This is a genomic window from Streptomyces sp. LUP47B (genome assembly GCF_001746295.1).
Classification (GTDB): Bacteria; Actinomycetota; Actinomycetes; order Streptomycetales; family Streptomycetaceae; genus Streptomyces.
On the sequence record NZ_MJAH01000006.1, the window covers coordinates 132815 to 156054 of the forward strand.

Consider the following 23240-nt stretch of genomic DNA (forward strand, 5'->3'; position numbering starts at 1 on the left):
CCGATTTCCGATGCCCCCCATAAGCTCGAGAACCCCTGCCAAAACTTGACGCATGTTCATCTTCAATCTCGGGGATACCGGCGGTAACGTCCGGCCACACCCCCCCGTCGGTTGGAGCTGCCATGCCACGGCGCACCTCACGCACCGCACTCGACAGACTGAGAACTCCCGGCAGACTCACCGGGTTCCTGAAGACCGCATCCATATGCGTCCTGATTGCCGGTCTTTTGTCCCCGCTTGCGCAGACGGCGTCGGCCGCCGAGGCCACGGCGGCGAACGACTACTGCGGCGGCCAGTGTTCCGACATCCTGCCGCCCGGCGAGAACGGCAACGCGACCCTCGCACAGGTCCTCCTCAACCAGGCTTTCGGCACCCAGCCCGACCACGCCGAGGACCAGCTCGGCCCTTACGCCAACCTGGCCAAGGGCTACTCGGGCCTCACCAACTCCACGATCAACACGTTCTTCAACGACGCGTCGTTCGGGGTCCCGTCCGACCAAGTCGCCTCCACCCTGAGTCCCGCGGGCCGTACCGACGTGACGATCGTCCGTGACAAGAAGACGGGCGTACCGCACATCACCGGTACCACCAGATACGGCACCGAGTTCGGCGCCGGCTATGCGGCGGCCCAGGACCGGCTGTGGCTCATGGACGTCTTCCGGCACGTCGGTCGCGGCCAGCTCACCGCCTTCGCCGGCGGTGCCGCCTCCAACCAGGGCCTGGAACAGCAGTTCTGGCGCAACGCCCCCTACAGCGAGGCCGACCTCCAGGCCCAGATCGACAACGCCGTCGCGACCAACGGAGCCCGCGGCCAGCAGGCCCTCGCCGACGCCAACGCCTACCTCGCCGGCATCAACTCCTACATCGACGCCTCCGACAGCGGCCGCTACTTCCCCGGCGAGTACGTCCTGACCGGCCACAAGGACTCGATCACCAACGCCGGCACGATCGACCACTTCAAGATCACCGACCTGGTCGCGCTGGCCTCCGTCATCGGCGCCCTCTTCGGCTCCGGGGGCGGCGGCGAGGTCAACAACGCGATCTCCCTGATGGCCGCTCAGGAACAGTACGGCGTGACGAAGGGCACCGAGGTCTGGGAGTCCTTCCGCGAGCGCAACGACCCCGAGGCCGTCCTCACCGTCCACAACGGCGAGAGCTTCCCGTACGCCACCAAGCCCACGAACGCGCAGGGCGAGGCGCTGCCCGACGCCGGTTCGGTGACCACCGAGCCCCTGGTCCACGACGCCACCGGCACCGGCGCCGACCAGAGCGCGAACGCGGCCTCCACCACGGCGACCGCGAACGCCCTGACCTCGGCCAAGCGCGGCATGTCCAACGCCCTTGTCGTCAGCGGCAAATACACGGCCAGCGGCCACCCGGTCGCCGTCTTCGGACCGCAGACCGGCTACTTCGCCCCCCAGCTCCTCATGCTCCAGGAGATCCAGGGCCCCGGCATCAGCGCCCGCGGCGCCTCCTTCGCGGGCCTGAGCATGTACGTGGAGCTCGGCCGCGGCCAGGACTACTCGTGGTCCGCCACGACCTCCGGCCAGGACATCATCGACACCTACGCCGTCGAGCTGTGCCAGGACGACTACCACTACCTCTACCACGGCACCTGCACGGCCATGGAGAAGATCGAGCAGAAGAACTCCTGGGCCCCGACCACGGCCGACGGCACCGCCGCGGGGTCGTACACCATGAGGGTCTGGCGCACGAAGTACGGTCCTGTCGAGTACCGGGCGACCGTCGGCGGCAAGAAGGTCGCCTACACCACCCTGCGTTCCTCCTATCTGCACGAGGCCGACTCGATCATCGGCTTCCAGATGCTGAACGATCCGGACTACGTCAAGAGCCCGGGGACCTTCCAGAGCGCGGTGCAGCACATCAACTACACCTTCAACTGGTTCTACGCCGACTCCACGCACACCGCGTACTACAACAGCGGGAACAACCCGGTGCGCCCGTCCGGCGTCGACGCCGAGTTCCCGGTGTGGGCGCAGGCGGCGTACGAGTGGAAGAACTGGAACCCGACCACGAACACCGCCGACTACACACCGGCCTCCGCCCACCCCAACTCCATCGACCAGGACTACTACGTCTCCTGGAACAACAAGCAGGCGCTCGACTACGCGACGGCCTCCTGGGGCGACGGGTCCGTGCATCGCGGCAATCTGCTGGAGGACCGCGTGAAGAAGCTGGTCGCCGCGGGCGGGGTCACCCGGGCCTCGCTGGTGAAGGCCATGGCGGACGCGTCCACCGCCGACCTGCGGGCGGAGGACGTCCTCCCGGACCTGCTCAAGGTGATCAACAGCTCGACGGTCACCGACTCCACGGCCGCGGCCGCGGTGAGCAAGCTCCAGGCGTGGCTGACGGCCGGCGGCAAGCGCACCGAGACGTCGGCGGGTTCGAAGAAGTACGCCGACGCCGACGCGGTCCGCATCCTGGACGCGTGGTGGCCGCTGCTGGCACAGGGCATCTTCCAACCCGGCCTCGGCACCGACCTGTACACCGCCTTCCAGGCCAACCTGCCCGTGGACGAGTCCCCTTCGGCCGCGCACGGACCCACCGGCGCGCACGCGGGCAGCTCCTTCCAGTACGGCTGGTGGAGTTACGTCGACAAGGACGTCCGCGCGGTGCTCGGTGAGAGCGTGCGGGGTCCGCTGGCGGACAAGTACTGCGGCGGCGGCAGCATCGGCGCCTGCCGGGACATCCTGATCAGCACCCTGAAGACCGCGGCCGGCAAGACCGCGGCACAGGTCTACCCGGGCGACGACCTCTGCTCGGCGGGCGACCAGTGGTGCGCCGACTCGATCGTGCAGCGCACTCTGGGAGGCATCAAGCACTACAACATCAGCTGGCAGAACCGTCCGACCTTCCAGCAGGTGGTGGAGTTCACTTCGCACCGTTAGGCCGACTGGTGGCGGCGGGTCAGTGGATACGGCCCGCCGCCAGCACCAGTTGGGCCAGTTCGCGGTGGCAGATGTCGCTGTGCGCGCCCGCGGGCGGTCCGCCGCGTCTGACGACGGCCGCCGCGTCGATGTTCACGCAGCCCTTCGCGGGCAGCTTCCCGAGGGCGTCGGCCAGCTTGACGGACGGCGTGTCCGGCACCGCCTGCACGCCGTCGTGGCCCATCGCCCCCCACTTGGCACCCAGGGTCCGGCCGAGGTCGAAGGCCGCCACGCCCCGGGCGTCACCCGCCATGCGCGAGGCCAGCGGATACAGGGTGCCGAGCGCCGAGTCATGGCTGGAGAAACAGCACACGAGCGGCCCGTCGACGCGGTTCTGCTGTCCCTGGAGCACACCTCCCGCGCGCGTGTCGTGCGGCAGCCGGGTCGCGAACGCGTAGTGCGAGAAGGCCCCTTGGAGCAGTGTCACGGACTTGACGGTCCGCACCCCCTCCGGCAGCCCGCGCAGTGCGAACGACACCAGCCGGCCCCCGAAGCTGTGCCCCACGAGGTGCACCCGCACCCCGGGCGCCGCCTTCGCGAGCTGCCCGATCACCCGGCCGAGCCCGCGCTCGCCCACCGTGCCCGCGCGCCGTTTCATCGCGTAGTACGTCCCCTGCCGCAGCAGTTCGTGCGCCCCGTCCCACGGGTTGGGAATCGTGAACTCCTCTACCGCGTCCGGGGATTCGAGACGGGCGAGGGCCCGCGCGAACTCCTCGCACACCGTCGCCGCGGACCCGGCGAACATCTCCGGACCGTCCTGCGGCACCCCCTCCGCCAGCGTGTCCGCGGCGAACAGCGCCTGCGGCCCGGGCGGCACGACGTCCACCAGCATCCGCACCAGCCGCCCGAACTCCTCCAGCTCGGCCTCTTCGGGCGGTTGCTGATCGAGCAGCCGGGACAGCTGGTCGATCACGGTGGCCCGGCCCGGGAAGGTCTCGAGCAGTGCGTGCCGGGTGTCCTTGTCGAGCACCGGACGCGGGGGCATCTCGGCGGCCACGGACCGCGGGAAGTCCGGGATCGGCTCGTCGGAGAACCGCATCGACGGCCATACGACCCCCACGTACCCGAGTCTCGCCGCCGGCGCGAGCTGCGGGAACGGGGCGAAGAAGCTGCTGTAGAGCCGGGTCGCCCCCGAGCGGTCACTGTTCCAGCCGTGCGCGAAGACCACCAGGTCCTTGACGCCCCGGTCCACCACCTCCGCGAGCAGCCGGTCCCGCCGGCCGGTGTCCGGGTCGCCGTCCGCGTCGAACGTCAGCTCCCAGTACGGCGTCACACTCATCGCCGGATCCGCCATCACCGACCACCTCGTCCCCGTAGTGGTGCGCATCGTCCTGCTACCGGGCGAAGTTGGCCATACTCCACGGCTCATCCGTAGAGGAGGTAATCCTTTCGAATCCGCCGGAAAGCCGTCAGCTCCTCCCGCCAGCCCGCCACGACCTCGTCGGCACCGGCGCCGGCGTCGATCATCGTGCGGACCCGGGTGGAACCGGTGAGCTTGTCGATCCAGTTGTCCGCCCGCCAACCGAAGTCGGACCAGGCCTTCTTGGCGGTCACGAGCAGGGCGATGCCGGTGCGGACGGGATCGTAGGCGGACCGGTCGTGGACGTGGATCTGGACACCGCCGACCGTCTTGCCCTGGAACTTGGAGAAGGTGGGGGCGAAGTAGGCCTCCCTGAAGTGCACACCGGGGAGGCCGAGTTCGTTCACTGCGGCGGCCCAGCGGCCGTCCAGGCCCTCCGCGCCCAGCAGTTCGAAGGGGCGGGTTGTGCCGCGGCCCTCCGAGAGGTTCGTGCCCTCGAAGAGACAGGTGCCGGAGTACACCAGGGCAGTGTCCGGGGTCGGCATGTTCGGGCTCGGGGGGACCCAGGGGAGGTTCCAGGCGTCGTAGAATTCCGAGCGCCTCCAGCCCGTCATCAGGACCGTGTCCAGGGGGACGGGCGAGGTGAGGAACTCTCCGTTGCAGAGACGGGCCAGCTCCGCGACGGTCATTCCGTGTGCCTGGGAGATGGGCTGTCTGCCCACGAAGGTCGCGAACTCCCTGTGCAGGACCGGGCCCTGGGCCGCACGGCCGGTGACCGGGTTCGGGCGGTCCAGGACGACGAAGCGCTTCCCCGCGAGCTGGGCCGCCTCCATGCAGTCGTACAGCGTCCAGATGTACGTGTAGAAGCGTGCGCCCACGTCCTGGATGTCGAAGACGATCGTGTCCACGCTTGAGGCGGTGAAGATGTCGGCGAGCGGCCGGCCGCTCTTGAGATACGTGTCGTAGACGGGGAGGCCGGTCGCGGGGTCGTCGTAGCGGCCCTCGGAGCCGCCTGCCTGCGCGGTGCCCCGGAAGCCGTGTTCGGGGCCGAAGACGGCGGTCAGGTCGACGCGGGGGTCGGTGTGCATCACGTCGACGATGTGCTGGACGTCTCGGGTGACACCGGTGGGGTTGGTGACGACGCCGATACGCTCGCCGTCGAGCTGGGCGTATCCGGAGGCGGCCAGGTTCTCGAAACCTGTTCGTCTGTGGGGATGGGCCGCTTGGGCGGGGGGTGCGGAGGTCAGTGACGCCGTTGCCGTTGCTGCTGCCAGCAGGGTTCGTCTGGATAGGCGCATGAGGTGCACGGTAGGCGCCGACGCGGGTTGTGGGGAGGGTTCGCTCACCCTTTCCTTCAACATACCGACCGGTTAGTCTGGGCCTGCAGTCGAGCCGGAGTCGAAGGAGACCGATGGTGGAAGCCCTGCAGGGTGCCGGAGTGGTTGTGACCGGAGCGGGAGGTGGCATCGGGGCTGCGCTGGCCCGGCGGTTCGCCGCGGAAGGGGCCCGGGTCGTCGTCAACGACCTCGACGCCGGCCGCGCGAAGGCCGTGGCCGAGGAGATCGGCGGCATCGCCGTCGCCGGGGACGCCTCCGCCGTCGTCTCCGACGCCCGCGACGCGCTCGGCGGCGACGTCGACGTCTACTGCGCCAACGCCGGTGTCGCCTTCGGCGGAGGGAACGCCGACGAGCCGCTCGACGAGACCGGCTGGGCCACCTCCTGGGACGTGAACGTCATGGCGCATGTGCGGGCCGCCCACGCGCTGCTTCCTGGGTGGCTGGAGCGGGGGAGCGGACGGTTCGTGTCGACCGTCTCCGCCGCCGGGCTGCTGACCATGATCGGGGCCGCTCCCTACGCCGTCACCAAGCACGGGGCGTACGCCTTCGCCGAGTATCTGTCGCTGACGTACCGGCACCGGGGGATCAAGGTGCACGCGATCTGTCCGCAGGGCGTGCGGACCGACATGCTCGCGGCCACCGGGACCGCGGGGGACCTGGTGCTCCAGCCCACCGCCGTCGAACCGGAGGACGTGGCCGAGGCGCTGTTCCGGGGGATCGAGGAGGACCGGTTCCTGATCCTGCCGCACCCGGAGGTCGCCGAGTACTACCAGGCGCGGGCCGCCGAGCCCGATCGCTGGCTGGCCGGCATGAACCACCTCCAGCGCAAGTGGGAGGAGGTCCGATGAGCGAGTCCCGTTATGCCGCCAAGCCCTGGCTGGGACTGCTCAGTGAGGCCCAGCGCGGGCCCATCGAGCCCGCCGACTCGCTCGTGCACGCCCTGCGGCGGGCCGTCGCCGAGGCACCGGAGCGGCCGTTCCTCGCCTACTTCGACGGGCGGCTCAGCTATCGCGAGGTCGACGAGCTGAGCGACTCCGTCGCCGGGCACCTCGCCGCTCGCGGCCTGGAGCGCGGGGACCGGGTGGCGGTCCTGCTCCAGAACTCCCCGCTCTTCGTGCTCGCGCTGCTCGGTGCCTGGAAGGCGGGCGCGGTCGTCGTGCCCGTCAACCCCATGTACAAGTCGGGGGAGGTCGGCCATGTCCTGCGGGACGGTGAGGTGGCCGCGCTGATCTGCTCCGACCGGGCCTGGGAGTCGTATCTGCGCGAGACGGCGGCCGGCTCGCCGGTGCGGATCGTGCTGACCGGCTGCGAGCTGGACTTCCAGACCCGCGGGGACGCGCGCGTGCTCACCTTCGAGCGGCTGCCGCAGGCCGAGGACGCCGACGACCTGGTCGCCGTCGCCGGGGCCGGCCACAAGGCGCCCGACGGACGGGACGCCACGCCCTCCGACGTCGCGCTGATCAGCTACACCTCGGGGACGAGCGGCACGCCCAAGGGCGCCACCAACACCCACGGCAACATCATGTACAACGCCGAGCGGCAGCGGACCGGGCTCGGGCTGCCCGAGGCGCCCGTGTACTTCGCGCTGGCGCCCCTGTTCCACATCACCGGGATGGTCTGCCAGCTCGGGGCGTGTCTGAACAGCGTGGGCACGCTCGTGCTGGCGTACCGCTTCGAGGCGGGTGTCGTCCTGGATGCCTTCGCCGAGCACCGGCCGCACTACACGGTCGGACCGTCGACCGCCTTCATGGCCCTGGCCGCCCACCCCGACGTCACCCCCGAGCACTTCTCGTCCTTCGTCAACATCTCCTCGGGCGGGGCTCCGCTGCCGCCCGCCCTGGTGGAGAAGTTCCGGGCCGGCTTCGGACCGTACATCCGCAACGGCTACGGGTTGACCGAGTGCTCCGCGCCCTGCGCCTCCGTGCCGCCGGAGCGGGAGGCGCCCGTCGACCCGGTGTCCGGGACGCTCGCCGTGGGCGTGCCGGGGCCCGAGACGGTCGTACGGATCGTCGACGACAGCGGTGCCGAGGTGCCCTTCGGCGAGCAGGGCGAGATCGTCGTGCGCGGACCGCAGGTGGTGCCCGGCTACTGGCGGCGGCCGGAGGCGACCGCCGAGACCTTCCCGGACGGCGAGCTGCGCACGGGTGACATCGGGTTCATGGACCCCGAGGGCTGGCTGTACGTCGTGGACCGCAAGAAGGACATGATCAACGCGTCCGGCTTCAAGGTGTGGCCGCGCGAGGTCGAGGACGTGCTGTACACGCACCCGGCGGTGCGCGAGGCGGCCGTCGTCGGTGTGCCCGACGGTTACCGCGGGGAGACCGTCAAGGCGTACATCAGCCTCCGTCCGGGTGCGGAAACCGACCCCGATGCGCTCGCCGCGTACTGCAAGGAGAGACTGGCGGCCTACAAATACCCGCGGCAGGTGGAGATCCTGCCCGACTTGCCGAAGACGGCCAGTGGGAAGATCCTCCGGCGGGAACTCCGTTCCCCACCGCACAACAGCGAATGACCTCTCGGAAGGCAGGTGGCGGCACAGTGCCCAGGACGACGGACGGAGACGGTACGCCCGTCCCGCAGCGGCTGCTGGCCGCCGCCACCCGGCTCTTCGCCGAGCAGGGCTACGACCGCACCTCCGTGCAGGAGATCGTCGAGGCGGCCGGCGTCACCAAGGGGGCGCTGTACCACTACTTCGGCTCCAAGGACGACCTCCTGCACGAGGTGTACGCGCGCGTGCTGCGCGTTCAGCAGGAGCGCCTGGACGTGCTCGCGAACGCCGACGAGCCGATCGAGAAGCGGCTGCGGGCAGCGGCCGCCGACGTCGTCGTCACGACGATCGAGAACCTCGACGACGCGATGATCTTCTTCCGCTCGATGCACCACCTGAGCCCCGAGAAGAACAAGCAGGTGCGCGCCGAGCGGCGGAAGTACCACGAGCGCTTCCGCGCGCTCGTCGAGGAGGGCCAGGAAGCGGGTGTCTTCTCGAAGGCGACCCCGGCCGATCTCGTCGTGGACTACCACTTCGGGTCCGTCCACCACCTGTCGACCTGGTACCGCCCGGACGGCCCGATGGGCCCGCAGGAGGTCGCCGACCACCTGGCCGACCTCCTCCTGCGGGCCCTGCGGCCGTAGAGCGCCTCCTAGAGGTACTTCTTCAGCTCCCGTCGCGCCAGCGAGCGCTGGTGGACCTCGTCCGGGCCGTCCGCGATCATCAGGGTGCGGGCGCCGGCGTACAGCTCGGCCAGCGGGAAGTCCTGGCTGACTCCGCCCGCGCCGTGCAGCTGGATCGCCCGGTCGATGATGTCGACGACCGCGCGGGGCGTGGCGATCTTGATGGACTGGATCTCGGTGTGGGCGCCCCTGTTGCCGACCGTGTCCATCAGCCAGGCCGTCTTCAGTACCAGCAGGCGGAGCTGCTCGACGGTCACGCGCGCGTCGGCGATCCAGTTGTGGACCACGCCCTGCTGGGCCAGCGCCTTGCCGAAGGCGTCACGGGAGACCGCGCGGCGGCACATCAGCTCGATCGCCCGCTCGGCCATGCCGATCAGCCGCATGCAGTGGTGGATCCGGCCGGGGCCGAGGCGGGCCTGCGCGATGGCGAAGCCGCCGCCCTCCTCACCGATGAGGTTCGAGACCGGTACGCGCGCGTGGTCGAAGATCACCTCGGCGTGGCCGCCGTGGTAGTGGTCCTCGTAGCCGAAGACCCGCATCGCACGCCTGACCGTGACGCCGGGGGTGTCCCGGGGGACCAGGACCATCGACTGCTGGCGGCGGATGTCCTCGCCGTCCGGGTCGGTCTTGCCCATCACGATGAAGATCCTGCAGTCCGGGTTCATCGCCCCGGAGATGTACCACTTGCGGCCCGTGACGACGTACTCTCCCCCACTCTCGGCTCCGCTCGAGCGGGAGGTGCCCCCACCGTCCCGTTCGATGCGCGTGGTGATGTTCGTGGCATCGGAGGACGCGACCTCCGGCTCGGTCATCGCGAACGCCGAGCGGATCTCACCGGCCAGCAGCGGCTCCAGCCACTGCTTCTTCTGCTGCTCGTCGCCGAACTGCGAGAGCACCTCCATGTTGCCGGTGTCGGGCGCCGCGCAGTTCAGCGCGGTGGGCGCGAGCTGCGGGGAACGGCCGGTGATCTCGGCGAGCGGGGCGTACTGGAGGTTGGTGAGGCCGGCGCCGTACTCGGCGTCGGGCAGGAAGAGGTTCCACAGGCCCTGCCTGCGCGCCTCGGCCTTGAGCTCCTCGACCACGGCCGGTGTGTCCCACGGCGAGGCCAGCAGGGCGCGCTGCTCCTCCGCGACGGCCTCGGCGGGGTAGACGTACTCGTCCATGAAGGCGAGCAGCTTGGCGCGCAGCTCCTCGGTGCGCGCGTCGAACGCGAAGTCCATGCGGATCAGCCTTCCTGGATGCCGTCTTGAAGAGTGGTCAGACCGTGCTGGATGAAGACCGGGACGAGCTCGCCGATGCGGTCGAAACCGCGGCCGACCGTCTGGCCCAGGGTGTAGCGGTAGTGGATACCCTCCAGGATCACGGCGAGCTTGAACCAGGCGAACGCCGTGTACCAGGACACCGCGGAGACGTCCCGCCCGGAGCGCTCGGCGTACCGCGCGACTAGTTCGGCCGGATCCGGATGGCCAGGGGCCTCGGCGGTCGTGGCGACGGGGGAGTCGGGCGTGCCCAGCGGCATGCTGTACATGACCAGCAGGCCGAGGTCGGTGAGCGGGTCGCCGAGGGTCGACATCTCCCAGTCGAGGATCGCCTTGATCTCGCCGTCGTCGCCCATCAGGACGTTGTCGAGGCGGTAGTCGCCGTGGACGACCGTGGCCGCGGGGGACTGCGGGAGACGGCGGCCGAGGGTCGCGTGCAGCTCGTCGATGCCGGCGAGGTCGCGGTTGCGGGACGCGTCCAGCTGCTTGCCCCAGCGGCGCAGCTGGCGGTCCAGGAAGCCCTCCGGGCGGCCGAAGTCCGCGAGGCCGACCTCCGCCGGATCCACCGCGTGCAACTCGACCAGGGTGTCGACGAGGGACAGCACGGCGGCGCGGGTGCGCTCGGGCCCGAGGGGGGCGAGCTGGTCGGCGGTGCGGTACGGGGTGCCCTCGACGAACTCCATGACGTAGAAGGGCGAGCCGAGCACCTCCTCGTCCTCGCACAGGAGGACCGGATTCGGCACCGGCACGTCCGTGGGGTGCAGGGCGCTGATGACCCGGTGTTCGCGCTTCATGTCGTGCGCGGTGGCCAGGACATGGCCCAGCGGGGGCCGTCGTACGACCCACTTCGACGTGCCGTCCGACACCGCGTAGGTGAGATTCGACCGTCCGCCCTCGATCAGCCGGCCGGTCAGGGGGCCGTGCACCAGGCCGGGCCGCTCGCGGTCGAGCAGGCCGCGCAGCCGGTCGAGATCGAGTCCTGGTGGATGGTCGGGGCTCATCTGTGCTCCTTACGCGCGCGTGAACGGTCCCGACCATCATGCCGACTGGTCGGTATGTCGTCCAGAGGGGGAGGGGAACGTGATCCGGACCACGATAGGCCGACAGCTCCCCGCGCGGTGCGTCGGGGAGCTGTCGGCGGTGCTCGTCGGCCGGGTCAGTGGTCGTCCCAGTGGCCATCGTGGGCGGCGTGCCGGTGGCCGTCGTGGACGTAGTCGACGTGGTCGCCGTGCAGGACGCTCTCGTGTCCGCAGTCCTGGCCGTGCCGGTGCTCGTGACCGTCGTGCGAGACATGTCCGCCGGGTTCGCACTCGTCCCAGTGGCCCTCGTGCTCGCGGTGCAGATGCCCGTCGTGCGCGTAGTCGACGTGGTCCTCGTGCGGCACCTCGGTGTGTCCGCAGTCCGGGCCGTGGGTGTGCGCGTGCGAGGCGTGTTCGTGGTGGAGGGTGGTCATGGTGCTCACCTTCGAAGCGACGGGCGATGACGTCGGACAGGCTGCCACGCGAAAGGCGCTTATGCGGACATTCGGTCCTGCGTGGCGTACGCGTACCCCGCAGGGCGAGGCCGGGGCTCGGGTGGGGGCGCCGAGCCGCTCAGAACACCAGCGCCGCCCCGCACACCGCCAGCGCCACCGTGCACAGGACCGCCGTCGTGGCGTGTCCCTGGGTGAGGGCCCTCGGTGTGTCCGACGAGGTCAGGGTGCGAATGCGGTGATGGGCGAGGGAGAGGAAACCCAGCCACAGGGCGCAGCACAGGGCGCAGGCGACGAGTGTGAGGGGGGTCGGACCGCCGTGCAGGGCCGTCTTCACGGCGAGTACCGCGGAGACGGTGCCCGAGAGGGTCGTACGGCGCCAGGCGAGCCGGGTGCGTTCGGGCTGGAGCCCCGGGTCCCGCTCCGCGGCGGCGCCCCCGGCGGCGGCCTCGCTCATCCCTCCCACCCGGCGAGCACCACGACGACCATGGCCACGGCCACCACCGCGACCACCAGGCTCAGCAGCGCCGGGAACCGGGACACCGGCAGATCCTCGCCCCGCCGCATCGCCCGCTCGCACCGCACCCAGTGGTTGACCGCCCGCAACGAGCACAGCACGCCCGCCGCGAGCAGTGCGAGTGCCAGGCCCACCCGCCAGCCCCAGCGCAGATCCGGCAGGAACTGGTCCACGGCGAAGCCGCCGCCGATCAGTGCGAGCGCGGTGCGCAGCCAGGCCAGGAAGGTGCGTTCATTGGCCAGCGAGAACCGGTAGTCGGGGGTGCTGCCCTCGTGCCGGACCTCCTCGGGGGCGAACCAGACGCGGACGTTCCGTGCGAAATCGATCACGCGCACGAGCCTATCGGCCGGGTTCCCTAACGCCGTGGTCCGGGCCCCGCTCAGCCCATCGACCGGTACGCCTTGAGCCGCTCGTAGGCGGCCAGCCCGTCCGGCACCCACTCCCAGTCCCGCAGGCGCAGCTCCACCTCGTCCTCCGGCAGGAAGTCGTGCCAGGCGACTTCCTCGACCTGGGGGCTGACCGGGAGCTCGCAGCGGACCTCGTAGACCGCGGACCACCAGGTCCGGCCGGCCCCGTCGTCGTACAGGAACTTGAAGAGGAACTCCGGGCGGGGCAGCCCGCTCACGCCGAGTTCCTCCTCGGCCTCGCGCAGGGCCGCGTCGTCGTAGGACTCGCCCGCGCCGACCACTCCGCCGACGAACATGTCGTGGAGCGACGGGAAGACCAGCTTGGTCGGGGTGCGGCGGTGGACGAAGAGGCGGCCCTCGGCGTCCGTGGCCCGGACGAAGACGCAGCGGTGGCGCAGCCCCTCGGCGTAGGCCTCGCCGCGGGGGGACTGGGTGATGACGTTGTCGTTCTCGTCGACGATGTCGAGGATTTCGTCAGCAGCGCTCATGTCCCCATCCAAGCAGCAGCGCTCGTGCCGTCCGTCCGGGCGGGCGCGCGTCAGCTCGGCTGGAGGTCGCGCGCAGGTTCCGACCTGTCGGCCCCGCTCGGCATCGCGGGGTGCATCCCCAGCAGCACGATGCCCGCGACGACGGCCGCGAGCCCCAGCGCCTCCCAGGTCAGCGCGGCCGTGTCGGTGCGCAGCCGGTCGCCCAGGAAGCCCACGCCGCACACGATCCCCGCGAGCGGCTGGGCCGCGGTCAGCGCGGGCAGGGACATCCGCAGGGGCGCGGTCTCGAACGCGCTCTGCACCAGGACCAGCCCGGTGATCCCGAGGGCCAGCACGGCGTACGGCTGCCAGCCGGTCAGCAGGTCGGCGAGGCCGCCCTCGGAGAAGTGCTGGCCGCTGACCCGGGTGAGGGCGTCCTGGACGCCGTACAGCAGACCGGCGGCCAGGGCCAGCAGGACCGGGCCCGAGCTGAGGCGGGAGCGTTTGGCGTAGGTCGTGAGCAGTAGGGCGAGGCCGACCATGACGCCGATGATCAGCCAGTGCCGGAAGGGGTCGGTGACCGCCGTGCCGCCGCGTGGCTCACCCGCCACGATGAACGCGGTCACCCCGCCCGCGAGCAGCGCGAGCCCCGCCCAGCCCTGGCGGCCCAGCGGCTGCTTGGTCTGCTTGCGGGAGAGGGCCAGGGCGAAGAGGAGGTTCGTGGCGAGCAGGGGTTCGACCAGGGAGACCTCGCCCTGGCCCAGTGCGATCGCGCCGAGGACCATGCCGGCCACCATCAGGCCGATGCCGCCGAGCCAGCGCGGCACCTTCACCAGGTCGAGGAGCAGCCGGGGCGAGAGGAAGTCGCTCAGTGGGGCCTGACGGGCCGCGTTCTGCTGGAGCACGAAGCCGAAGCCCAGGCAACAGGCAGCACTCACGGCGAGAATCAGGACCAGAACCGACACGCTTCGTACCTCGATCGTCCGGCCGGGCGGCGGGGTGGTTGTCGCCGACTGTAGCGTCCCAGCGTCCGGCTTGCCCCTGGGAGTACCCGTATTCGGGTTGTCGACTCGACCGCCGCGCCGTTCTCGGCTGCGGGGGTTCCCGTCATGGTGCGGTGCGATGAGGCGCGGCGCCATGGCGTACGCCACAGAGGCGGGCCCTTGACCCGGTCCCACCAGCACCGCCTCGCCACAACTTCCTCTCAGGTATGGAGAGTTGACGCGTGTAACGCGCTTTCGGCTCTTGACGCAAACCATTGGCGGGCGGTTGGCTGTCCGTGATCAGTCGATGGCGGTGCGAATCGGCCCGCCGACCTGCCCACATCGACGGTCGGCCTGCCCGCGTCCGCCCAGGCACCCCTTCCGCCCCACCTCTCCCGCCCCGCCCCTCCGCCCCACCCGTCACGCGCCATGTTCCGTGAGGAAAGCCCACGGTGTCCCCGCCCCCGCCGCCCTTCGGTCGCAGTCGAAAACGCGCCGCCCAGGCCTTCGACGCGGCCCTCGACGACGCCGAACTCGTCGACGTGCGTGCCGCGTTGGCACAGGGCAGATGGCAGGCGGCCCGCGCGCTGCTCGCCCGGACGGGTGACGAGTGGGACCGGCGGGGCCACCGGATCACGGTGCTCGCGGCCGAGCCGTACAGCGACGCCTGGGCCAGGGACTGGCTGGTGGCCGAGCCGGACTCCGGCGACGCCGCCGTACTGCTCGCCCTCTCCCTGGTCCAGCGGGTACTGCGGGGCAAGGGAAAGCCCGCCGCCGCCCGCGAGGCCTGCCGGACCGCGGCCCGCCGCCTGCCCGCCGATCCCACGCCGTGGCTCGGCCTGCTCCTGCTGGAGCGCGACCTCGGGGCGGCGGACGAGGTGGCCGACGTCTTCGGCGAGATCCGGCAGCGGCACGCCGACCACCACCACGCCCACCATCTGATGGTCGCCCGGCTCGCCGAGCGCCGGGCCGAGACGGGCCCCGACCCGTTGCACGAGGTCTACGACTTCGCGAACTGGGCCGCCGAGCAGGCTCCCGCCGACTCACCGCTCGCGATCCTGCCGGTCATCGCGCACGCCGAGCGCTACCGGGCCCTGGCCGCCGCCGGGCACGAGCCGCGCGACCCGGCCGCCTCGGGTCACTGGACCGGACGCCGGGCCCGGCAGGTGATGAAGTCGGCCTTCGACTGGTGGCTGGAATGGGAGCACGAGGGCCACCCCCGGCGCCTGGTCGACCTCAATTTCCTCGCCCACGCGAAGGTCTGCGAGGGACGCGGCGCCGAGGCCGCCGCCCTCTTCCACCGCATCGGCGAACGCCCCACCCCGGCCCCCTGGTCCTATCCGGACCACGAGCCGTACTCCGCCTTCCTTGCCGCCCGCGACAGCGCGCTCGGCACGGTGTAGCACCCCCGAACCCCAGAAGGACGGTCCCCATGGCCACCGAGAGTTCCAGCAAGAGCAGACCGGACATCAGTACGTTCAAGGGGCAGGACCGCGCGCTGCGCGCCGGCCGCCTCGGCACCGGAGGCCTGCTGCTCTCCGTTCTCGCCGCGACCGCGCCCCTCATGGTGGTAGCGGGTGTCATGCCCACTACATTCGCGGTGATGGGGATCGTCGGCCAGCCCCTCCTCTTCGTCCTCCTCGGCGTGGTCCTCGTCCTGTTCAGCGTCGGCTACGCCGAGATGAGCCGGCACGTCCACAACGCGGGCGCCTTCTACGCCTACATTTCCCGCGGCCTCGGCGGCACCGCCGGGGCGAGCGCGGCCCTCGTCGCCCTGGTCGCCTACAACGCCCTCCAGGTCGGCATCTACGGCATCTTCGGCTTCGAGGTCTCCGGGCTGTTCGCCACCTACGCCGACCTGTCGGTGGCCTGGTGGATACCGGCGCTGGTGGCCGCCCTGGTCGTCGGCGCACTGGGCTGGCTGAAGATCGACGTCAACGCGCGCGTGCTCGGCGTCCTGCTGATCGTCGAGGTCGCCCTGGTCGTCATCTTCGACATCGCCGCCGTCGCCGACCCCGCGGCCCAGGGCCTGTCCCTGCACGCCTTCAACCCGGACACCCTCAGCGGCGCCGGCGTCGGCACCGCCCTGTGCTTCTGCATCGCCGCCTTCCTCGGCTTCGAGCAGGCGCCCGTGTACGCCGAGGAGACCAGCCGCCCGCACATCCTGGTGCCGCGCGTGATGTTCCTGGCCGTCGGCGGCGTCGCCGTCTTCTTCGCGCTCAGCAGCTGGGCGCTCACCGTCGCCACCGGGCCCTCCGCGGTCGTCGCCGAGTCGCAGAAGCAGAGCGCCGGACTGCTCTTCGGGCTCACCGAGTCCCGCCTCGGCGGCACGTTCACCGACGTCCTGCACGTGCTGTTCGTGACCGGCATGTTCGCGGCCATGCTCAGCTTCCACAACGTGGTCGCCCGCTATGCCTTCGCGATGGGCCGCGAGGGCCTGCTGCCCGCCGCCTTCGGCCGCACGAACAGCGCGAGCGGCGCGCCCGGCACCGGCTCGCTGCTGCAGACCGCCGTGTCCGTGGTGGTCGTGGTCGTCTTCGCGGTCGCCGACGACAAGCCCACCGGCGACCCGACCGTGCCGGTTCTGCACCTGTTCACCTGGTTCGGCAACATCGGCTCCCTCGGCGTGATCCTGCTGATGGCGGCCGCTTCCGCCTCTGTGATCGCCTTCTTCGTGCGGCGCGGCGCGGCGGGCGCCCAGGCCTGGCGGCTGGTCACCTCGGCTCTCGCGGGGATCGCCCTGCTGGTGATCGCCGTCTACACGGTGAAGGACTTCGACGTCCTGGTCGGCGCGGGCCCGGGTTCCTCGCTGAGCTGGGTGCTGCCCGGCATCATCGGGCTCGCGGTGGTGGTGGGCCTGGGACAGGGACTGCTCATGAAGGCCCGCAGGCCCGAGGCGCACGCGCGGATCGGGCTCGGAAACGAGGCGTTCCAGCTGGAGAAGGCCGCGGAGGAGGCGTCGTAACCCTCCGCACCACCCTCCGTGAACCCGGTGCTCGCTGAGATCCGGGTGAGAAGTGGTTACGGAAGTCTGACGAGCACCCGCGATTCCTGGTCCCGCAGGCCTCGCGGGTGTTCGAATGAGTACGTGAACTCCGAACAGCCCGAGGAGCAGCGCGGCAAGCCGATCGGCCGCCGTGTCCTCCTCGGCACCCTCGGCCTGGGCGCGCTCGGCGTGTTCGCCGCGCCCACCCTGCAACGCGGCCTGGAGGCCTTCCTCGGCAGCGCCGCCGACAAGGACCCCACCGGGCTGACCGGTCTGCTCCCCAACGGCGGCGGCTTCCGCTACTACTCGGTGACCTCGTCCGTGCCGCACAAGAACGCCGAGAACTACCAGCTCAAGATCGACGGACTGGTCTCGCGGCCGCGGACGTACACCCTGGCCGACCTGCGGGCGATGCCCCAGACCCGGATGGTCAAGGACGTGCAGTGCGTGACGGGCTGGCGGGTCCCGGACACGCCGTTCGAAGGCGTACGGCTGTCCGCGCTGCTGGACGCCGCCGGAGTGACGGCCAAGGCGGGCGCCGTCCGCTTCAGCTGCTTCGACGGGGCGTACACCGAGAGCCTCACCCTCGACCAGGCCCGCCGCTCGGACGTCCTGGTGGCCCTGCGCATGCAGGACAAGGACATCGGCCACTCCCACGGCGGTCCGGTCCGCCTCTACGTGGCCCCGATGTACTTCTACAAGTCGGCCAAGTGGCTGTCCGGCATCACCGTCACCGAGGACGTGGAGCCGGGTTACTGGGAGGACCGGGGCTACGACGTGGACGCCTGGGTGGGCCGATCGAACGGGCGGGACGATGATCCTACGAGTTGACGCCCGACCGCAGGCACGTGTCCGGCGTTTCGGCCGCAGCCAGAAGTGGGTCCACCGCGTGACCGCAGCCCTGATGTGCGTCTGCGTGGTCACGGCGGCCTGTCTCTACCTCCCCCAGCTCGCCGAACTCGTCGGCCGGCGTGAACTGGTGGTCCGCGTCCACGAGTGGGCCGGCCTGGCCCTGCCGGTACCGGCCCTGGTGGGCCTGGTCTCCCGCGCCTTCCGCGCCGACCTGGGCTTCCTGAACCGCTTCGGCCCGCACGACCGGGTCTGGCTGCGTGCCGCGATGCACCGCGACAAGCGCCGGGCGTCCCGTCCCGCGGGCAAGTTCAACGCGGGGCAGAAGGTCTACGCCGCCTGGATCGCGGGCGCGAGCCTGGTCATGCTCGGCACGGGACTGCTGATGTGGTTCACCCACCTCACCCCGATCCAGTGGCGCACCAGCGCGACCTTCGTCCACGACTGGCTGGCCCTGTCGATCGGCATCGTCCTCGCGGGCCACATCGGCATGGCACTGGGCGATCCGGAGGCGAGGAGGGGACTCAGGACCGGGGACGTGAGCCGCGAGTGGGCGGAACGCGAACACCCCCTGTGGCGGCCTTAGGGCCTGTCCGGCGGACGGATCATGCCGACGTCGCGGGGGTCTGGCACGCGCTCCCCCAGAGGGGGGACCCCCAGCGGCGTTGTCGTCACCCGCCCCCCACTCTCGACTTCGCTCGAGCGGGAGGGGCCCCCATCGCTCCGCGTCGCCCGCCGCGGAGCGGCTGATGTCACAGCCTCCTCCGCCTTGCAGTTGCACGCTCCCCCCGCTCGGCTTCGCTCGAGCGGGGGAGCGTGCATGACCCCGCCCACCTGCACTGATCAGGCACCCTTGCTTGAAGTCGGCCTGATCCGCCGGACAGGCCCTGGGCCGGCAGGGGGCGCCGCGGCCGCCGTACGCCTAGATGACCAGCGAGAGCAGCAGGACCAGACCGCCCGCGAACACCGAGATGATCGTCTCCATGATCGACCAGGTCTTGACGGTCTGGCCGACGGTCAGGCCGAAGTACTCCTTGACCAGCCAGAACCCGGCGTCGTTGACATGGCTGAAGAAGAGGGAGCCGGCGCCGATGGCGAGGACCAGCAGGGCCGTGTGGGTCGTCGACATGTTCTCGGCCAGCGGGGCGACCAGGCCGGCCGCGGAGACCGTGGCCACCGTCGCGGACCCGGTCGCGAGGCGGATCGCGACCGCGATCAGCCAGGCGAGGAGCAGGGCCGGGATGGACCAGTCCTCGGATATCTCCAGGATCATCCGACCCACACCGGAGTCGATCAGGGTCTGCTTGAAGCCGCCGCCGGCGCCGACGATCAGCAGGATGCCGGCGATGGGCGCGAGGCCCTTCTCGACGAGCGGGGTGAGGCGCTCCTTGCCGAAGCCGGCGGGGCGAAGCAGCGTGAAGATGCCCACGAGCACCGAGGCCAGCAGGGCGATCAGCGGGGAGCCGACGACGTCGAAGACGCGCTGCCCGGCGTTGTCGGGGTCGTCGATCACGATGTCGACCAGCGCCTTGGAGAGCATCAGGACGACCGGGAGAAGGATCGTGGCGAGGGTGGCACCGAAGCCCGGGCGCGTCTCCAACTCCTCCGATGCGCGCGGCGGGACCATCCGGTCGGGCGCGGGGACGTCCACCCAGCGGGCCGCGACCTTCGAGAACAGCGGTCCTGCGACGATCACCGTCGGTATGGCCACCAGCACGCCGAGCGCGAGCGTCACACCGAGGTTGGCATGCACCGCGTCGATCGCGACCAGGGGGCCGGGGTGCGGCGGGACCAGACCGTGCATCACGGACAGCCCCGCGAGGGCCGGGATGCCGATCCGCATCAGCGAGTAGTTGCCGCGCTTGGCGACCATCAGCACGACCGGGATCAGCAGCACGACGCCGACCTCGAAGAACAGCGGCAGACCGATGACGGAGGCGATCAGAACCATCGCCCACGGCATCGAACGGCCGCCCGCCTTCGCGAGGATCGTGTCGACGATCTGGTCGGCCCCGCCCGAGTCGGCGAGCATCTTGCCGAGGATCGCCCCGAGGGCGATCAGTACGCCGACGCCGGCGACCGTGGTGCCGAGGCCGGTGGTGAAGCTGGTGATGGCCTTGTCGAGCGGCGCTCCGGCGACCGCGCCGAGTACGAGCGTGCCCAGGGTCAGCGCCAGGAAGGCGTGGAGCCTGAACTTGGTGATGAGCAGAACGATGACGGCGATGCCTGCCAGTACGGCGATGCCCAGCTGAGCGTGACCGGCCGAGGTGATCGGCTCCGGTGCGTCCGCTGCCAGCATCTCGACGCTGAGTCTGGTCACGGGGGTTCCTTGCGAGTACGGGGATGTTCTTCGGAAAGGGGTGTTGAAAGGGGTGTTACGGGAGTTCGGCGAGCGCCTTCGCGGCCCGCCCGGTGATCTCCTCCGGGCTGCCGGACACGTCCACCACGACCCCGGCCTCGTCCTCCTGGAGGGGCTGGAGCGTGGCGAACTGCGAGTCCAGCAGCGCGGTGGGCATGAAGTGGCCCTGCCGGTGCGACATCCGGTCCTCGATGAGGGAGCGGTCGCCCGCCAGGTGCACGAAGACGACCCCGGGCGCCTCGGCCCGCAGCCGGTCACGGTACGACCGCTTCAGCGCCGAGCAGCTGACCACCCCGCCGAGCGCCGCCCGGCCGTGCGCCCAGGAGCCGATGGCGTCCAGCCACGGCCACCGGTCCTCGTCGGTGAGCGGGGTGCCGGCCGACATCTTGGCGATGTTGGCCGGCGGGTGGAAGTCGTCACCCTCGGCGTACGGAACGCCGAGCCTGGCTGCGAGCAGGGGACCGACGGTGGTCTTCCCGGTGCCCGCGACGCCCATGACCACGACGACCTTCGGGGTACTCATCGCTGCCTCACTGTCTACGTGTCGTCTTTCGACATCCGCTGCCGACTTGATGCCGACGCAACTGAAACCGATTAGGTACGACGAATCAAGAGTCTGTGATGAATAAGTCTGACTTTTTCTGGGTGTGACATGCCCCGTACTCTGAGTGCATGAGCACATCGGGCCGGGGGCTGCACGGTCGCGTACTGGAATCCCTCGGCCCCGCCATCACCGCGGGTGAGTACCCGCCGGGCAGCGTTCTGCGCACGGACGAACTGGCTCAGCGTTTCGACGTCTCACGCTCGGTGATGCGCGAGGCGGTCCGCGTCCTGGAGTCGATGCACCTGGTCGAGTCCCGCCGTCGCGTGGGCGTGACGGTCCTGCCCAAGGCCGAGTGGAACGTCTACGACCCGCAGGTCATCCGCTGGCGGCTGGCCGGCGCCGACCGGCCGCACCAGCTGCGCTCACTGACCGTGCTGCGCTCGGCGATCGAGCCGGTGGCGGCGGGCCTGGCCGCGAAGCACGCGACCGCCGAGCAGTGCGCCGAACTCACCGAGTGCGCCCTCGGCATGGTCGCCAACTCCAAGGGCCACCGCCTCGAGGGCTACCTCTTCCACGACATCGCTTTCCACCGCGTGATCCTCAACGCCTCCGGCAACGAGATGTTCGCCCGCCTCGGGGACGTGGTCGCCGGGGTCCTCACCGGCCGCACCCGCCATGAGGTCATGTTCGAGGATCCCGCCCCGGCCGCCGTCACCCTCCATGTCCGGCTCGCCGAGGCGATCCGCGAGGGCGACGCGGGGCACGCGGAGGAACTGACCCGCGAGATCGCCGAGGGCGCCCTCCAGGAGCTGGACATACTCGCGCCGTAGGTCAGTCGAAGAACTCCCCGTCGACGTACGCCCAGGCCCCGTCGACGCGCTCGAAACGGCTCCGCTCGTGCAGGGAGCCGCCCTTGAACGAGGCGCGGAACGTCACCGTGCCCGTGCCGTGGAACGCCGAGCCGTCGCTCGTGCCGAGGATCTCCAGACCGGTCCAGCGCATGCCGGGGTCGAGATCGACGCCCGGCGGCCGGGTCCGCGGGTGCCAGGTGCGCAGCAGATACGCCTCATTGAGCTTCACGAAGGCGCTGTAACGCGAACGCATCAGCGCTTCGGCGGTCGGCGCCGCCGACTCACCCCGGTGGAAGCGGCCGCAGCAGTTCTCGTACGTCTCCTCCAGGCCGCAAGGACAGTGAGGCCGTTGCCGGGACACCCGCCGGGTCACGGCTGCACCGTGCCGGTGTTGGTCGGCGGATGCGCCGGGCGCGCCGGAATCACCGTGGGCAACGACGGCAGCTCCGCTCCGTACACCCACGCGTCGAACAGCCCGTTCAGCGGCTCGTCCGCGAACCGGTTGACGTGGGCCGTGAACGTCGTCGTGGTCACGGCCCCGCCCCGGTGCAGCCCGGCCCAGCCGCGCAGCATCCGGAAGAACGCCTCGTCACCCATCGCGCAGCGCACCGCGTGCACGGTGAGCCCGCCGCGTTCGTAGAGCCGGTCGTCGAACATCGACTTGCGGCCCGGGTCGGCCAGCCGCAGGTCCTGGGGGAGCGAGGTCAGCAACCGGTGTGCCGCGGTGGCCAGTTGCTGGGCCGTGCGGCCCCCCGAGCGCTCCGACCACAGCCACTCGGCGTACTTGGCGAACCCCTCGTTCAGCCAGATGTGCCGCCAGTCCGCGATGGACACGCTGTTGCCGAACCACTGGTGCGCCAGCTCGTGCGCGACCAGCCGCTCCCAACCCCGGGCGCCGTCCACGTGGTTGGCGCCGAACAGCGACAACCCCTGGGCCTCCACGGGCACATCGAGCTCCTCCTCCGTGACGACGACCGCGTACTCGTCGAACGGATACGGCCCGAACAGCTCCTGGAACAGCTCCATCATCTGCGGCTGCCGCGCGAAGTCCCGGGAGAACTCCGGCAGCAGATGCGCCGGGATGTGCCCGTGCTGCGGCACCCCGCCAGGACCCGGGTCACCGAGCAGCACCGTCTGGTACTTGCCGATCGACAGCCCGACGAGATAGCTGGACGTGGGCGCCGCCTGCTCGTACACCCAGGTCGTCGTGGACGCCTTGGTCGTACGGGTCAGCAGCCGACCGCCCGCCACCACCGCGTACGCGGACGGCGTGGTGATCGAGATCTGGTACGACGCCTTGTCCGCGGGCCGGTCGTTGCACGGGTACCAAGACGGCGCCCCGATCGGCTGGCTCGCCACCAGCGCCCCGTCCTCCAGCTCCTCCCAGCCGAGCCCGCCCCAGGGGCTGCTCACCGGCTTGGGATTGCCCGACCAGTGCACCTCCACCGTGAACGCGGCCCCGGGCCGCACCGGCTTGGCCGGCCGGACCCGCAGCTTCCCGCCCCGGTGCGTGTAGTGCGCCTGCCGGCCGTCCACCCGCACCCGGCCGATCTTGAAGTCGGACAGGTTGAGCATGAACTCGGCGAGCGGCGAGCGCCCCGCTATGGCGTTGATCCGGGCGCTCCCGGCCAGGCGGTTGGGGCCCGGGCGGTAGTCCAGCGCGAGCTCGTAGCGGTGCACCCGGTACCGGGAGTCACCGTGGTCCGGGAAGTACGGGTCCGAACCCGCAGCCTGCTGAACTGCCACTGCCGCTTCTGCTCCCTGCGCTGCGTTGCCACTCGGATCCACCGG

The 23240-nt window shown here is 70.8% G+C and carries 22 protein-coding genes; 9 read left to right on the plus strand and 13 right to left on the minus strand.

The window, feature by feature from the left end:
• The first annotated feature begins 122 nt into the window (after window positions 1-122).
• Window positions 123-2909, plus strand: a complete 2787-nt coding sequence (locus tag BFN33_RS18875; RefSeq protein WP_069761257.1) for a penicillin acylase family protein — start codon at window positions 123-125, stop codon at window positions 2907-2909.
• 19 nt (window positions 2910-2928) lie between these two features.
• Here the strand turns inward: BFN33_RS18875 and BFN33_RS18880 are convergent, their stop codons facing one another.
• Together BFN33_RS18880 and BFN33_RS18885 are read right to left on the minus strand one after the other, a co-directional pair.
• Window positions 2929-4242, minus strand: a complete 1314-nt coding sequence (locus BFN33_RS18880; RefSeq protein WP_069761258.1) for a serine-threonine protein kinase — start codon at window positions 4240-4242, stop codon at window positions 2929-2931.
• Between the two features lie 71 nt (window positions 4243-4313).
• Window positions 4314-5546 (minus strand): exo-beta-N-acetylmuramidase NamZ domain-containing protein, encoded by a 1233-nt coding sequence (locus BFN33_RS18885; protein WP_069761863.1) that lies wholly within the window; start codon window positions 5544-5546, stop codon window positions 4314-4316.
• A gap of 113 nt (window positions 5547-5659) precedes the next feature.
• On the opposite strand from BFN33_RS18885, the gene BFN33_RS18890 reads away from it, so the two are divergent.
• From BFN33_RS18890 to BFN33_RS18900, 3 genes are read left to right on the plus strand one after another with little or no spacing between them, the layout of a single operon-like run.
• Window positions 5660-6433 (plus strand): SDR family oxidoreductase, encoded by a 774-nt coding sequence (locus BFN33_RS18890; RefSeq protein ID WP_069761259.1) that lies wholly within the window; start codon window positions 5660-5662, stop codon window positions 6431-6433.
• On the plus strand, window positions 6430-8097 hold the full coding sequence (locus BFN33_RS18895; RefSeq protein ID WP_069761260.1) for a class I adenylate-forming enzyme family protein: 1668 nt from the start codon (window positions 6430-6432) through the stop codon (window positions 8095-8097). The genes BFN33_RS18890 and BFN33_RS18895 overlap by 4 nt, the downstream gene beginning before the upstream one ends.
• 26 nt (window positions 8098-8123) lie before the next feature.
• A complete protein-coding gene (locus tag BFN33_RS18900; RefSeq protein ID WP_069761261.1) occupies window positions 8124-8717 on the plus strand; it encodes a TetR/AcrR family transcriptional regulator in 594 nt (197 codons plus the stop codon).
• An 8-nt stretch (window positions 8718-8725) separates the two neighbouring features.
• Here BFN33_RS18900 and BFN33_RS18905 read toward each other — a convergent pair whose 3' ends face one another.
• The 7 genes from BFN33_RS18905 to BFN33_RS18935 all read right to left on the minus strand — a co-directional run bounded on the left by BFN33_RS18905 (window position 8726) and on the right by BFN33_RS18935 (window position 13842).
• Window positions 8726-9976, minus strand: a complete 1251-nt coding sequence (locus BFN33_RS18905; RefSeq protein ID WP_069761262.1) for an acyl-CoA dehydrogenase family protein — start codon at window positions 9974-9976, stop codon at window positions 8726-8728.
• A gap of 5 nt (window positions 9977-9981) precedes the next feature.
• A complete protein-coding gene (locus tag BFN33_RS18910; protein WP_069761263.1) occupies window positions 9982-11016 on the minus strand; it encodes a phosphotransferase family protein in 1035 nt (344 codons plus the stop codon).
• Between the two features lie 155 nt (window positions 11017-11171).
• Window positions 11172-11468, minus strand: coding sequence for a hypothetical protein (locus tag BFN33_RS18915; protein WP_069761264.1), 297 nt, complete (start codon window positions 11466-11468; stop codon window positions 11172-11174).
• A gap of 139 nt (window positions 11469-11607) precedes the next feature.
• On the minus strand, window positions 11608-11943 hold the full coding sequence (locus BFN33_RS18920; RefSeq protein WP_069761265.1) for a DUF202 domain-containing protein: 336 nt from the start codon (window positions 11941-11943) through the stop codon (window positions 11608-11610).
• Window positions 11940-12332, minus strand: a complete 393-nt coding sequence (locus BFN33_RS18925) for a YidH family protein (RefSeq protein ID WP_069761864.1) — start codon at window positions 12330-12332, stop codon at window positions 11940-11942. Before BFN33_RS18925 ends, BFN33_RS18920 begins: the two co-directional genes overlap by 4 nt.
• 50 nt (window positions 12333-12382) lie before the next feature.
• A complete protein-coding gene (locus tag BFN33_RS18930) occupies window positions 12383-12898 on the minus strand; it encodes an NUDIX hydrolase (RefSeq protein ID WP_069761266.1) in 516 nt (171 codons plus the stop codon).
• Window positions 12899-12948: 50 nt separating this feature from the next.
• Window positions 12949-13842: a DMT family transporter gene (locus BFN33_RS18935; RefSeq protein WP_069761267.1), complete on the minus strand. Its 894-nt coding sequence runs from the start codon at window positions 13840-13842 to the stop codon at window positions 12949-12951.
• Between the two features lie 470 nt (window positions 13843-14312).
• On the opposite strand from BFN33_RS18935, the gene BFN33_RS18940 reads away from it, so the two are divergent.
• The 4 genes from BFN33_RS18940 to BFN33_RS18955 all read left to right on the plus strand — a co-directional run bounded on the left by BFN33_RS18940 (window position 14313) and on the right by BFN33_RS18955 (window position 18281).
• A complete protein-coding gene (locus BFN33_RS18940) occupies window positions 14313-15263 on the plus strand; it encodes a hypothetical protein (RefSeq protein ID WP_069761268.1) in 951 nt (316 codons plus the stop codon).
• Between the two features lie 29 nt (window positions 15264-15292).
• Entirely contained in the window at window positions 15293-16825 is a 1533-nt protein-coding gene (locus tag BFN33_RS18945) for an APC family permease (RefSeq protein ID WP_069761269.1), read from the plus strand.
• Window positions 16826-16948: 123 nt separating this feature from the next.
• Window positions 16949-17677 (plus strand): molybdopterin-dependent oxidoreductase, encoded by a 729-nt coding sequence (locus tag BFN33_RS18950; RefSeq protein ID WP_069761270.1) that lies wholly within the window; start codon window positions 16949-16951, stop codon window positions 17675-17677.
• Window positions 17661-18281 carry a cytochrome b/b6 domain-containing protein gene (locus tag BFN33_RS18955; RefSeq protein ID WP_079140888.1) on the plus strand — a complete coding sequence of 207 codons (621 nt, stop codon included), beginning with the start codon at window positions 17661-17663 and terminating at the stop codon, window positions 18279-18281. The genes BFN33_RS18950 and BFN33_RS18955 overlap by 17 nt, the downstream gene beginning before the upstream one ends.
• A 336-nt stretch (window positions 18282-18617) precedes the next feature.
• Here the strand turns inward: BFN33_RS18955 and BFN33_RS18960 are convergent, their stop codons facing one another.
• Together BFN33_RS18960 and BFN33_RS18965 are read right to left on the minus strand one after the other, a co-directional pair.
• Entirely contained in the window at window positions 18618-20015 is a 1398-nt protein-coding gene (locus BFN33_RS18960) for a GntP family permease (protein WP_069761272.1), read from the minus strand.
• Between the two features lie 55 nt (window positions 20016-20070).
• Entirely contained in the window at window positions 20071-20577 is a 507-nt protein-coding gene (locus BFN33_RS18965) for a gluconokinase (RefSeq protein WP_069761273.1), read from the minus strand.
• Window positions 20578-20726: 149 nt separating this feature from the next.
• On the opposite strand from BFN33_RS18965, the gene BFN33_RS18970 reads away from it, so the two are divergent.
• Window positions 20727-21428, plus strand: coding sequence for a FadR/GntR family transcriptional regulator (locus BFN33_RS18970; protein ID WP_069761274.1), 702 nt, complete (start codon window positions 20727-20729; stop codon window positions 21426-21428).
• A 1-nt stretch (window position 21429) separates the two neighbouring features.
• Here the strand turns inward: BFN33_RS18970 and BFN33_RS18975 are convergent, their stop codons facing one another.
• Both BFN33_RS18975 and BFN33_RS18980 read right to left on the minus strand, forming a co-directional pair.
• Window positions 21430-21822, minus strand: a complete 393-nt coding sequence (locus tag BFN33_RS18975; protein WP_069761275.1) for a YchJ family protein — start codon at window positions 21820-21822, stop codon at window positions 21430-21432.
• Entirely contained in the window at window positions 21819-23195 is a 1377-nt protein-coding gene (locus BFN33_RS18980) for a M1 family metallopeptidase (protein WP_069761276.1), read from the minus strand. The genes BFN33_RS18975 and BFN33_RS18980 overlap by 4 nt, the downstream gene beginning before the upstream one ends.
• Window positions 23196-23240: the final 45 nt, after the last annotated feature.

Bases quoted from the DNA above. Each gene is read 5' to 3' on its own strand.
- BFN33_RS18875 (WP_069761257.1), top strand. From the start codon at position 123: ATGCCACGGCGCACCTCACGCACCGCACTCGACAGACTGAGAACTCCC.
- BFN33_RS18970 (WP_069761274.1), top strand. From the start codon at position 20,727: ATGAGCACATCGGGCCGGGGGCTGCACGGTCGCGTACTGGAATCCCTC.
- BFN33_RS18965 (WP_069761273.1), bottom strand. From the start codon at position 20,577: ATGAGTACCCCGAAGGTCGTCGTGGTCATGGGCGTCGCGGGCACCGGG.
- BFN33_RS18905 (WP_069761262.1), bottom strand. From the start codon at position 9,976: ATGGACTTCGCGTTCGACGCGCGCACCGAGGAGCTGCGCGCCAAGCTG.
- BFN33_RS18880 (WP_069761258.1), bottom strand. From the start codon at position 4,242: ATGGCGGATCCGGCGATGAGTGTGACGCCGTACTGGGAGCTGACGTTC.
- BFN33_RS18945 (WP_069761269.1), top strand. From the start codon at position 15,293: ATGGCCACCGAGAGTTCCAGCAAGAGCAGACCGGACATCAGTACGTTC.
- BFN33_RS18920 (WP_069761265.1), bottom strand. From the start codon at position 11,943: ATGAGCGAGGCCGCCGCCGGGGGCGCCGCCGCGGAGCGGGACCCGGGG.
- BFN33_RS18890 (WP_069761259.1), top strand. From the start codon at position 5,660: ATGGTGGAAGCCCTGCAGGGTGCCGGAGTGGTTGTGACCGGAGCGGGA.
- BFN33_RS18885 (WP_069761863.1), bottom strand. From the start codon at position 5,546: ATGCGCCTATCCAGACGAACCCTGCTGGCAGCAGCAACGGCAACGGCG.
- BFN33_RS18930 (WP_069761266.1), bottom strand. From the start codon at position 12,898: ATGAGCGCTGCTGACGAAATCCTCGACATCGTCGACGAGAACGACAAC.
- BFN33_RS18895 (WP_069761260.1), top strand. From the start codon at position 6,430: ATGAGCGAGTCCCGTTATGCCGCCAAGCCCTGGCTGGGACTGCTCAGT.
- BFN33_RS18915 (WP_069761264.1), bottom strand. From the start codon at position 11,468: ATGACCACCCTCCACCACGAACACGCCTCGCACGCGCACACCCACGGC.
- BFN33_RS18955 (WP_079140888.1), top strand. From the start codon at position 17,661: ATGATCCTACGAGTTGACGCCCGACCGCAGGCACGTGTCCGGCGTTTC.
- BFN33_RS18910 (WP_069761263.1), bottom strand. From the start codon at position 11,016: ATGAGCCCCGACCATCCACCAGGACTCGATCTCGACCGGCTGCGCGGC.